Below are 11,752 nucleotides of genomic sequence, written 5' to 3'. Positions count from 1 at the left end.
GTATATACTATTATTTAGAAAAAAGTTGTTGCTAACAATATTTTTTTATTTGTCTTTAGGGGGGCGATAAATTGGGCTTTGAAAATTCAAGTATTTTGGAAAAAAGTAAAAAATCTGAGCAGATTTTTATTAATAAAAAAATACAGGCAAGGGCTGTTGAGTCAGATCTTAAAATGGTTAAGCAGACTATTAAGCTTTTGTCGGAAGGTGGGGTAAGTGCAGTTACTTTAGAAGCTGTTGGAGTGAATGCAGGATATAGCCGAGGCTTAGTCACACGTCGTTATGGCTCTAAAGATAAATTGTTAATTCGTGTTTTGGATTATTTGGAAAATTGGCTTAATGAGAAATCTAAATTATCTACTAAAAATAAATATGGTTTGGATGCGATTAATAGTTTGCTTTTAAATGTGGCAGATGATGTTTATGTCTATCGTGAAAAATATCGTGCTTATTTTTGGTTGAGATTTTATGGGTTGGAATCAAATAAAGCTTTAAATGAATATCTTGTTAATTCACAGAGTGTGCGTGAATCAGATAATATTAAATGGTTGAAAGAAGCTTTGGTTTTGGAGCAGTTGTCTCGAAATGTTGATATTGAAATGGTCGCAGATTTTATTATGACTTCTTTAATGGGGCTGGTACATAAATGGATGGTCGATCAAAATTTTAATATTGAACTGAGATTAAGGCAGTTGGTTCATGTGCATTTAAAAAATATGTTCAACCATTCACATTTATATCATGCTGTAAATTATTGGGGGGAATGAGGTTATGCAATTCACTTCTTTAAAATGGATGTGTGTCGTATTGACATCAAGTCTTGTGGGTTGTTCTCAAATAACGCCTCTCCCAGAACATCAAGTGGCTCTGTCTCAAACATATCCATTGCAAACTCAAGGTAACTACCAAGTCTTATCTTGGGACAATTATGTTAATGATCAGCAGCTAATTAATCTTGTTGATTTGGCATTAGTGTCCAATCAAGATTTAAAAATTGCTTCATTACGGATACATGAAGCACAAGCAGCATATGGTATCCAACGTGCGGAGCTTTTCCCCAATATTGGCGGGAATGCAGGTATGGAACGTAATCATGTGCCTGCCGATTTATCTTATGTTGGCCGAGAAATGACGACCAGCCAGTATTCTGTTGGTTTGGGTATGAACCAATGGGAGCTGGACTTATGGGGGCGTATACGCAGCTTGAATGAAGCAGCTTTACAGCAGTTCTTTGCAGTAGAGAGTAATGTGCAAGCGGTACGCAACAGTCTTATTCAGCAGACAGTTCTAAGTTATTTAACACTTTCTGAACTAGACAAACGCATTTATTTTGCTCAGCGCTCTGTACAGAATTATGAAAAATCAGTACGAATTTTTAAGCGCCGTTTTGAGGTGGGTGCAGGCTCTAAAGTGGAATACATGCAAGCAAAAACAATGCTCAGTAATGGTCAAGCTTTAGTGGCTGAAATACAGAAATCCCGTGCACTGACTGCAAACTATTTAGTGCAATTGGTGGGACAGCCGATTTCTTTGCCTAAAACAGATTTAGATCAAGTGACTTTTAAAACAAGTATGCTACAAACGGGTTTGCCTTCAGACTTATTGTTGAACCGTCCTGATATTCATGCTGCGGAAGCAATGCTTAAATCTAAGCATGCCAATATCTATGCGGCACGCGCAGCATTTTTTCCACGTATCGCACTGACGGGCAGTTTTGGAACAGCCAGTGCAGATTTAGACGATTTATTTAAATCTGGCAGCAGTGTTTGGTCGTTTGCTCCAAGTATCAGTGTGCCGATTTTTACTGCGGGTCGTCTAAAAAATAATTTGACCTTAGCAGAAGTGCGTAAAGAGATTGCAGTGGCAGAGTATGAAAAGACGGTACAGAACGCATTCCGTGAAGTCTCTGATGCACTGGTTCAACAGAAATATTTAGATCAACAATTACGGATTCAGAAACAAGGACTCAGTGCTTTCCAGGAAACTGCACGGCTGGCACAACTGCGTTATGACAACGGTGCTGTGGGATATTTAGACGTTTTGGATGCACAGCGCAATTTACTTAGTGCAGAACAGCAATGGATTGAAACGCAAAGTAGCTTAATGCAGTCCTATGTCAGTCTTTATTTTGCCTTGGGTGGTGACACCGCATTTGCAAAAAAAATTTAAAATATTGGGTAATTAAACATGAATTTTAAGAAAATAACCATTGCTGGGTTCATCGTTGTTTTAGGGTTGGTCGCTTATCTGATCTGGAAAAATATGAATAAGCCAGACACTGATGCCTTAGTCAGTGGCAATGGACGTATTGAAGCCACTGAAATTAACGTATCTAGTAAGCTATCTGGTCAGTTAGAAGAAATTTTGGTTAAAGAAGGTGACTTTGTCGAGCCTGGTCAAATCTTGGCGCGGGTTAAAATTTCTGCTTTAGAGGCCCAATTGCGTGAATTGGAAGCACAACAGCGTCAAGCCCAGGATGCGATTGCGACAGCGGAAGCACAAGTGTCAATGCGCATTAGTGAAAAATCTGCTGCTGAGGCAATGGTACAGCAGCGTGAAACCGAATTGATGGCCGCTAAAAACCGTTTGGCGCGTACTGAGGTTTTAGCCAAAGAGGGAGCCTCATCAAAGCAGCAACTCGATGATGAACGTGCCTCTGCGCAGCAAGTAGCAGCGGTATTAAGCGCAGCTAAAGCACAAGTGCAAAGTGCGCAAGGTGCGATCGTGGCCTCTAAAAGTCAAGTTTCAGCGGCTCATTCTCAAGTTGATGCAATCAAAGCATCGATTGAACGGATTAAATTTGATATGGATGATGCGCAATTACGTGCTCCATTAAAAGCAAGAGTGCAGTTCCGTGTTGCACAGCCGGGTGAATTGGTGGCAGCAGGTGGACGTGTTTTAAATCTGATTGATCTGTCTGATGTGTATATGACCTTCTTTTTGCCGGAAACTGTCGCAGGGCATATCGCCATTGGTACAGAAGTTCGCATTGTGTTGGATGCCGCGAAAAATGTGGTGATTCCTGCCAAAGTGTCATTTGTTGCAGATACTGCACAGTTCACACCAAAATCGGTGGAAACTGAAAGCGAACGCCAAAAATTGATGTTCCGTGTTAAAGCGAAAATTGATCCGACTTTATTAAACAATAATATTGAACAAGTCAAAACAGGTTTGCCGGGTGTGGCATATATCAAAATTGATGATCAGGCAGTGTGGCCGACATTTTTAGAGAAAAAAGCTAAATGATGACACAACAATCTGAAAAAGGATCGTTTGTTGCAGAAATTGAAAATGTCAGCCTGAAATATGGAAAAACAGTCGCGCTTAATAAAGTGTCGTTAACGTTACCTGCAGGTTGCATGATTGGTTTGATTGGTCCAGATGGGGTAGGTAAATCTAGCTTATTGGCTTTGCTGTCAGGTGCTAAAATTGTGCAGCAGGGGAAAGTAACAGTCTTGGGTGGTGATATTGCAGATAAATATCATCGAATTCAGGTCTGCCCATATATTGCCTATATGCCGCAGGGTCTAGGAAAAAACCTCTATAAAACATTAACTGTTGAAGAAAATTTACAATTTGTGGCCCGGTTATTTGGACATGATGCCATCGAGCGCCGCAAACGAATTGATGAACTGACCAAGAGTACAGGTTTATACAATTTTTTAGATCGCCCAGCAGGAAAACTTTCTGGCGGGATGAAGCAGAAATTGAGTCTATGCTGCTCTTTAATTCATGATCCGGATTTTCTGATTTTAGATGAGCCTACAACAGGGGTTGACCCTTTGGCGCGAGCGCAATTTTGGGAATTAATTAACCGTATTCGCAAAGTTCGTCCACATATGAGCGTCATTGTTGCTACTGCTTATATGGATGAGGCACAAGGTTTCGACTGGCTTGCAATGATGGATGATGGGGAAATTTTAAAAACTGGCACACCGCAGGAGCTGCTCAGTCAAACCCAAAGCATCAGCTTAGAAGATGCATTTATTAAATTGCTGCCAGAAGAAAAAAAAGCCGGTTATGAACCTGTCGTGATCCCGCCCTTGCCAGATTATGGTTCAGATACCTTTGCACTTGAAGCGAAAGATTTAACAGTAAAATTCGGAGATTTTACTGCTGTAGATCATGTTAATTTTCAAATTAAACGTGGTGAGATTTTTGGCTTTCTAGGTTCAAATGGCTGCGGTAAATCTACCACCATGAAAGTGCTGACGGGCCTCTTAGAAGCATCGGAAGGGCAGGCATGGCTGTTTGGTCAGCCCGTTGAAGGCAGCAATATTGAAACCCGGCGTCGTGTGGGCTATATGTCGCAGGCTTTTTCCCTGTATAGCGAACTGACTATTGTGCAGAATTTGGTATTGCATGCCAAATTATTTCATGTGCCACAAGAGCAAATTGAGCCGCGTGTACAACTGATGCTCGAGCGTTTTGATCTTGAGAATGTGAAAGAAAAACTGCCTGATGATTTGCCCTTGGGGGTTCGTCAGCGTTTATCACTCGCAGTGGCACTGGTGCATAATCCTGAAATTTTAATTCTGGATGAACCAACATCTGGGGTTGACCCGATTGCGCGTGATAATTTCTGGCGCTATTTAATCAATTTGTCGCGTAATGATGGGGTCACGATCTTTATTTCAACTCATTTTATGAACGAAGCGTTGCGCTGTGACCGAATGTCAATGATGCACGCTGGACGAGTGCTTGACAGTGCGTCACCAGCACAGCTGATAAAAAACCGCCATGCTGAAACACTTGAAGAAGCTTTTATCGGTTATTTGATTGATGCTGGTGCAGGCACTAAAGATCAGCCCAATGATTTGGCGAAAAGTATTGCTGAAACAAATGGCAGTAAAGAACTGAATGCCAAGCCAAAAAAATTCAGTTTGCGCCGGTTATTGAGTGTTGCCTGGCGTGAATCTTTGGAGTTGGCGCGTGATCCGATTCGCGCCACCATGGCTTTAATGGGGTCATTAATTTTACTGCTGGTCATGGGCTACGGCATCACCATGGATGTTGAAGACCTCAAATTCGCTGTGTTGGATCGTGACCAAACGAGCTTAAGTCAAAACTACAGCATGAGTATTGCAGGGTCGCGTTATTTTATCGAACAGCCAGCGCTGCAAAGCTATGATGATATTGATCAGCGTATGCGTAGTGGGGATATTTCCTTGGCGATAGAAATTCCGCCAAATTTTGCTCGTGATGTTGCTCGTGGTGAACAGGTGCAAGTGGCGGCATGGATCGATGGGGCGATGCCGCAACGTGCAGAAACGGTGCAAGGTTATGTGCAGGGGATTCACACGTATTGGCTGATGCAAAAAGCATTGGAACAAAGTGGTTATAAAACATCTAGTACTGTGAGTGTTGAAACTCGTTACCGCTATAACCCAGATATTAAAAGTTTACCTGCGATGACCCCCGCAGTATTGCCTTTATTATTACTGTTGATTCCTGCCATGTTGACTGCTTTATCTGTGGTGCGAGAAAAAGAATTAGGTTCGATTGTGAATTTGTATGTCACACCAGTGACGCGGACAGAATTTTTAATTGGTAAACAGATTCCATATATCTTGTTGGCAATGTTGAACTATTTCCTTATGTGTTTGGTCATGGTTACTTTATTTGATGTACCTGTAAAAGGTAGCTTCTTTGCTCTGACCTTAGCTTCTTTTTTGTTTGTAATTTTTGCCACAGGTATGGGCCTATTGGCATCTACTATTACCAAAAGCCAGATTGCTTCAATGTTTTTAGTCATGATTGGGACTTTGATACCAGTTATGCAGTTTGCTGGAATTATCAATCCTGTATCTTCTTTGGAAGGTTTTGGGCGTTGGTTTGGGGAGATATATCCTGCAACACATATGGTGAATATCAGCCGTGGAATTTTTAATAAAGGTTTGGACTTTGCAGATCTCAAGCAGGCTATCTGGATAATGGCTCTCGCTGTTCCGGTGATTATGTTTGCGGCCATTGTTTTGTTGAAAAAACAGGAGCAATAAGATGTTCACAAAATTACAGAATATCTATCAGCTCGGCTGTAAAGAGCTTTGGAGCTTGTGGCGAGATCCGATAATGTTAGTGTTGATTATTTACACGTTTACCTTATCGATTTACACCTCATCAACTGCAGTGAAAGACACGCTAAATATGGCCCCTATTGCAATTGTTGATGAGGATCACTCGATTTTGTCTGAGCGGATTTCCTCAGCTTTTTATCCACCAAATTTCACCAGTAAAACGGCTATGCTCAGTACGATGGATTCGGGGATGGATGCTGGTGAGTTTACTTTTGCTGTAAATATTCCAGCAAATTTTCAGCTAGATGTATTATCTGGCGACAGCGCTGAGATTCAGGTCAATGTCGATGCGACCCGCATGAGTCAGGCTATGTCTGGTGCAGGCTATATTCAGCAAATTATTCAGGCTGAAGTGAATGAATATGTATTGCGTAACCGCGAAATCACAATTTTACCTATAGATTTGGCTATGCGTTCGCGCTTCAACCCGACACTGGAAAATCAATGGTTTACCAGTGTGATGCGGATTATTAATAATGTGGCGATGCTTTCAATTATTCTCACTGGTGCCGCGCTAATTCGTGAGCGCGAGCATGGCACCATTGAACATCTAATGGTGATGCCTGTAACAGTATTTGAAATCATGATGTCCAAAGTCTGGTCAATGAGTCTTGTGGTATTGATCGCAGTATTTGTTGGCTTAAAAGTCGTGATTCAGGGTGTATTGCATGTCCCGATTGATGGTAGTTTGCCGCTCTTTTTCTTTGGCGCCTTACTCACACTGTTTGCAACAACTTCAATGGGTATTTACATGGCAACTGTATCTAAATCTATGCCGCAGTTTGGTTTGCTCATGATGCTCGTATTGATTCCGATGCAAATGCTATCAGGCGGCTCAACTCCACGTGAAAGTATGCCGGAAATTGTACAGCACGTGATGATGATTGCCCCAACGACGCATTTTGTTTCCTTAGCTCAAGCCATTTTATACCGCAATGCTGGATTTGATGTGGTATGGCCATCTTTTGTATGGCTGTTAGGTATTGCAGTGGTATTTTTCTATATATCGTGGAAACGCTTTAAAGACACCATTCATACCATGGCTTAACAATTTCCTTTTGGCAGGCAGTGTCCATCCCTTAAAAGACTGCCTACTTTTTTTATTCAGTAATGAAAACATGATATTCATTGCATATTCTGGGGGTGCTCTGGTGGGCGAACTTTTACTCAGTTTATCTTTGTCGCAATTGTTGACTATTATGGCGTCTGCTCTAGGCAGCGGTATATTAATTGGCTTAGAGCGCGAACGTCATAATAATGCAGCCGGTGAACCAAGCTTTGCAGGATTACGCTCATTTACAATCGCGGCTTTGTTAGGAGCATTGTGCTTTTTAATTCACCTTGCTGTAGGGATTGTGGGAGCAGCAGCCGTCACTGCTTTTTGTTTATACAGCTTGTACAAACAGCAAAAAGATATAGGCAGTACCACGGAGCTTGCTTTTTTAATGACCTACTTAATAGGTGCATTGTGTGTATTCAATCCCTTGTTTGCAGCAGGTCTGGCCGTATTGCTCACCATTGTTTTAAGGGCAAAAGGCGTAATGCATCGTTTTGCAGGGCAAACCATTCGAGATTTTGAATTGCGTGATGGCTTGTTTCTGTTGGCATTAATCTTAATTGCTTTGCCATTGATGCCAAATCAGCCGTATTGGGACTCTGTGCTGAATCCCTATGTCATTCTGAAATTAGTGATTTTAATTCTGATTGTACAGTCTTTGGCGCATGTGGCGAAAAGGCTTTTCTCACAAGATAAAGCACTTATTTTATCGTCTTTCGCTTCAGGTTTTGTATCCAGTACAGCAACGGTTGCAAGTTATGGCATGCAAGTGCGTGCAGGAAAGGCGGATGCAAAAATAAGTGCAGGCGCAGCCTTGCTTTCCTGTGTTTCAACCTTGGTGCAATTGTTGATTGTCGTTGCAGGAGTCAGCCTAGGGTGGCTGAAATTTTTACTGTTGCCATGTATTGCAGGCATTGTGATGTTAACTGTGACCGCTTTATTTTTACTCCATAAAATGCCTATGTCTTCACAGCAGAAAAATGTGTCATCAGAAACAAGCAATATGGCTGAAGATTCCCGCATGTTCAGTATCAAAGAAGCCGTGATTATTGCACTAACACTTACGGTGATTCAGGCCTTAGTTTATGGACTGAGCGTACTGTTGGGGGATAAAGGTTTAATCATAGGCACCCTATTGGCTTCACTTTTTGAAGTACATGCTGCGATGACTGCTGTCGTCGTACAGGGTGATATTCATAACAGTATTTTGGTTTATGCAATGGTACTCGGTTTGGCAACTCATTCAGGTTCAAAATGCGTAAATGCCTTTATGACAGGTGGCTGGAGATATGGCATTTATTTCGCTCCAGTACAGATCGTGCATGTGTTATGTGTAGGCGGATTACTGCTGCTTCAAGTTTAAATAGCGATGAAGGATTGTGGTGATGAAATTTTTAAAAAAAGAAATCAGGTACTTATATTGAAAACCAAGAAGTATAGGGGAAACGATGCATCAAGTTTTTGCAGAATTATTCGGTGGTGTTGGCTTATTTTTGCTGGGCATGACTTTAATGACCAATGGGTTAAAGGATGCAACAGGTGAAACGCTTAAAAAGTTATTAACTAAATTTACCGAAACGCAGTTTAAAGCCATGCTGTCAGGTATAGGCCTAACTTTATTGGTTCAATCTTCAACTGCAACGACAATGGCCACAATTGGCTTCGTAAATGCAGGGATCATGAGTTTTGCTCAAGCCATTGGTGTTATGATTGGGGCCAATATCGGAACCACAAGCACGGGATGGATGGTTGCGCTATTAGGCTTGAAATTTTCAATTTCAATGATCGCACTGCCTTTGATTGGATTTGGCGCTGTCATCAATTTATTAGGTAAAGACCGAATTGCAGTATTGGGTTTAATTATTGCAGGTTTTGGCCTGATTTTTTTTGGTATCAGTGTATTGCAAGAAGCCATGAATGGGTTTTCAAAACAAGGTGATTTATCATTTTTAAATGCCAATGAGTTTTTGGGACAAATAATTTTAGTACTGATTGGTCTTGTCATGGCTTTACTTTTGCAATCGTCCAGTGCTGCGATTACGACGACTTTGGCAGCATTAGCGACAGGAGCGATAGATTTATCTGAAGCTATTTATATGGTGATTGGTCAGAACGTTGGTGCAGTGGGGATTACTGTTATTTCTGTGATTGGTGCTTCAGTCAGTGCGAAACGAACAGTTGCGGTAAATGTGGTTTTTAATCTTGTCACTGCGATATTAGCTTTTTTTATATTGGCTCCTTTATTTATCTATTTTTATCAGCAATATACTTTTTTTACTCAATGGGATGTCTTGATTATTTTGGCCTTATTCCATACTGCATTTAGTGTTATGGGGGCCTTGGTTTTTATGCCTGCGACAAAACAGCTGGAAAAGTGGCTGCTGCGTATTTTACCCAATGACTTGCCTGCGATTATGAAATTTCTGGATGAGGCTAATCTTGAGTTTTCTGCTATTGCTGTTCAGTCTGCACAGACCGTTCAATATTATATTTTATTCGAAATATTCAGTTTTTTGAGTGCAGCATTTCAGGAAGGTGCTATGCCTTCTCAGCGGAAAATAAAACAATTAGATGAAATAATTTTACAGCTGGAAGCATATCTAGAAAAAATCAATGTGCCTTATTCACATGAAAGTAATCATGATTTTGTCAGCTTATTGCGAGTGATGGTTTATGTACGTGTATTACGCAGTGATCTTGAAAATATTGATTACGCAATTTTATTACGTACTCAGCCAGCAGTTTTACAAACAGCTTTGGACTATAAGCATATTGTTGAGAGCTATATACAACAACGAGAGCAGCTAGGAAATCCTAAAAATATAGAGCCAATGCGCAATGAATTAAATAGTTTAAAGAAGTGGACCAGTCAGCATCGTGCCGAAATACGCCAAAAAATTCTGCAGCATACTGAAGTGAATCAACTTAATGCAGCAAAGGGGATTGAGTTACTTGCTGCGCAACGTTGGCTAGATCGTTTAGTTGCACATACTTACCGTTTTTCTAATGTGCTGTATGAAAGTATTCTCAAAAATGAAGAAAGGAAATTTAAAAATGGCTGTTAAATTGACACGCCGTACAAAGTATTCATTCAGGGTGTTGAACTTGGCGATGCTGTCTATATTGTGTACAGAAGCAGGCTATGCTTATCAACCTGCAAGTGCTTCTGCTTGTGTAGCACTTGAGTCAAATGCAGAGCGTTTAAATTGTTATGACGGTTTATTTTCAGTAAAGCTCAGCGACGTAACAGTGGCATCGGTATTAGTTGCAGAAGGCGCTGGATCTGCTGAGGCCATGCCGTTACAAACATTAAAACGGCCGAGCAGCCGAGATAACAAGCAGGGCAATCCGAACCATTTTTTTGCTTTAGAACATCATCAATCGGATTTAAAAGCATCATTAATCGACCAGCGTTGGGAATTAACACCAGAACAAAAACTAGGAACATGGAATTTACGGGCTTACCAGCCTATTTATTTGCTACCTGCACTGTGGACAAGTGAAAAAAATGAAGTTCCGCATACGCCAAACAAGACACTGGCAGAACAGCAAAATTTGAATTCGATGGAAGCTAAACTGCAGTTATCTTTAAAGACCAAAGCACTTGAGAATCTCTTTGAAGACAATGGGGATATGTGGGTTGGCTATACGCAGACTGCGCATTGGCAAGTCTATAATGAAGATGAATCGAGGCCTTTTCGTGAAACAAATTATGAGCCTGAAGCCAGTTTAATTTTTAGAACAGACTATAGCATTTTGGGCTTAAATGGGCGCTTATTGGGATTAACTTATAATCATCAATCTAATGGTCGTTCTGGTCCCTTATCTCGCAGCTGGGACCGTATTATGCTGAATATTGGTTTAGAAAAAGATAATTTTGCGCTTATGTTGCGACCTTGGTATCGCCTAGATGAAGATGCCGGAAAAGATGATAATCCTGACATTAAAAACTATGTAGGACGGGGAGATTTAACAGCATTTTACCGTCGTAATGATAATGAGTTTTCATTGCTTTTACGACATTCTTTAAGAGGGGGAGATGATTCTCGCGGCGCTATGCAATTTGATTGGGCATTTCCGATCGCAGGCAAGTTAAGAGGATATTTTCAATTGTTTGACGGTTATGGGGAGAGTTTGATTGATTACAATCATCGAGCAACTTACGTGGGGTTAGGCGTTTCTTTAATGAATAGGTATTAGATAGAGCTGCTCTAGAAACAAAGATTGGCGCACTAAATATTAAATCTATTTGAAATCATAATCATGGTTTTTTCGCAATAATATTCTGTGGGTTATAAAATTTTATTGTTGGCTAAATATGCTATGAATGGGTATTTTTTTATTTAAACACATGATTTTTCATGTAAAAATTAATTGTAAGTCGAGGGTGAAATGAAATTTTCTTCAACTAATTTTTTAATAATATTGACCATGATTATATTAATTATCAGTTTTGCAATTTTATTGTACCGTATTAATTTTATATAATTTTTCTTTGAATTATTCTCAAAGGGCTTTGTTGTACAAACCTAGCATGGAAGGCTTATTCAGCAATATAATTTCCAGATGAATAAGCCTGCACCTAAACTTTATCGTACAACGGCTTTGTTGCACAAAC

General features: G+C 40.5%; 8 protein-coding genes. All 8 read left to right on the top strand.

The features are described 5' to 3' along the window. The first annotated feature begins 71 nt into the window (after positions 1–71). The 8 genes from ACY3FQ_RS18235 (at position 72) to ACY3FQ_RS18200 (ending at position 11,334) form a co-directional block, all read left to right on the top strand. Positions 72–767: a TetR/AcrR family transcriptional regulator gene (locus tag ACY3FQ_RS18235; RefSeq protein WP_074947805.1), complete on the top strand. Its 696-nt coding sequence runs from the start codon at positions 72–74 to the stop codon at positions 765–767. A 4-nt stretch (positions 768–771) separates the two neighbouring features. Then, positions 772–2,169 (top strand): efflux transporter outer membrane subunit, encoded by a 1,398-nt coding sequence (locus ACY3FQ_RS18230; RefSeq protein ID WP_074947804.1) that lies wholly within the window; start codon positions 772–774, stop codon positions 2,167–2,169. An 18-nt stretch (positions 2,170–2,187) separates the two neighbouring features. Next, on the top strand, positions 2,188–3,246 hold the full coding sequence (locus ACY3FQ_RS18225; protein WP_005137629.1) for an HlyD family secretion protein: 1,059 nt from the start codon (positions 2,188–2,190) through the stop codon (positions 3,244–3,246). Next, positions 3,243–5,999: a ribosome-associated ATPase/putative transporter RbbA gene (rbbA, locus tag ACY3FQ_RS18220; protein WP_159375099.1), complete on the top strand. Its 2,757-nt coding sequence runs from the start codon at positions 3,243–3,245 to the stop codon at positions 5,997–5,999. Before ACY3FQ_RS18225 ends, rbbA begins: the two co-directional genes overlap by 4 nt. 1 nt (position 6,000) lies before the next feature. Continuing rightward, positions 6,001–7,125: an ABC transporter permease gene (locus ACY3FQ_RS18215; RefSeq protein WP_074947802.1), complete on the top strand. Its 1,125-nt coding sequence runs from the start codon at positions 6,001–6,003 to the stop codon at positions 7,123–7,125. A gap of 70 nt (positions 7,126–7,195) precedes the next feature. Then, entirely contained in the window at positions 7,196–8,497 is a 1,302-nt protein-coding gene (locus ACY3FQ_RS18210; RefSeq protein WP_201450538.1) for an MgtC/SapB family protein, read from the top strand. Positions 8,498–8,582: 85 nt separating this feature from the next. Next, the gene (locus ACY3FQ_RS18205) at positions 8,583–10,199 is read left to right on the top strand and encodes a Na/Pi cotransporter family protein (RefSeq protein WP_074947801.1); all 1,617 of its coding nucleotides are present in this window, start codon (positions 8,583–8,585) and stop codon (positions 10,197–10,199) included. Continuing rightward, positions 10,189–11,334: a phospholipase A gene (locus tag ACY3FQ_RS18200; protein WP_004907114.1), complete on the top strand. Its 1,146-nt coding sequence runs from the start codon at positions 10,189–10,191 to the stop codon at positions 11,332–11,334. The genes ACY3FQ_RS18205 and ACY3FQ_RS18200 overlap by 11 nt, the downstream gene beginning before the upstream one ends. The last annotated feature ends 418 nt before the right edge of the window (positions 11,335–11,752 follow it).

Source organism: Acinetobacter sp. AB03, from assembly GCF_058107045.1.
The sequence above is the reverse complement of the archived record's forward strand: the minus strand, read 5'-3'. Positions and strand labels throughout refer to the sequence as shown.

Coding starts and splice junctions, on each gene's coding strand:
- ACY3FQ_RS18230 (WP_074947804.1), top strand. CDS start 772: ATGCAATTCACTTCTTTAAAATGGATGTGTGTCGTATTGACATCAAGT.
- ACY3FQ_RS18225 (WP_005137629.1), top strand. CDS start 2,188: ATGAATTTTAAGAAAATAACCATTGCTGGGTTCATCGTTGTTTTAGGG.
- rbbA (WP_159375099.1), top strand. CDS start 3,243: ATGATGACACAACAATCTGAAAAAGGATCGTTTGTTGCAGAAATTGAA.
- ACY3FQ_RS18215 (WP_074947802.1), top strand. CDS start 6,001: ATGTTCACAAAATTACAGAATATCTATCAGCTCGGCTGTAAAGAGCTT.
- ACY3FQ_RS18210 (WP_201450538.1), top strand. CDS start 7,196: ATGATATTCATTGCATATTCTGGGGGTGCTCTGGTGGGCGAACTTTTA.
- ACY3FQ_RS18205 (WP_074947801.1), top strand. CDS start 8,583: ATGCATCAAGTTTTTGCAGAATTATTCGGTGGTGTTGGCTTATTTTTG.
- ACY3FQ_RS18200 (WP_004907114.1), top strand. CDS start 10,189: ATGGCTGTTAAATTGACACGCCGTACAAAGTATTCATTCAGGGTGTTG.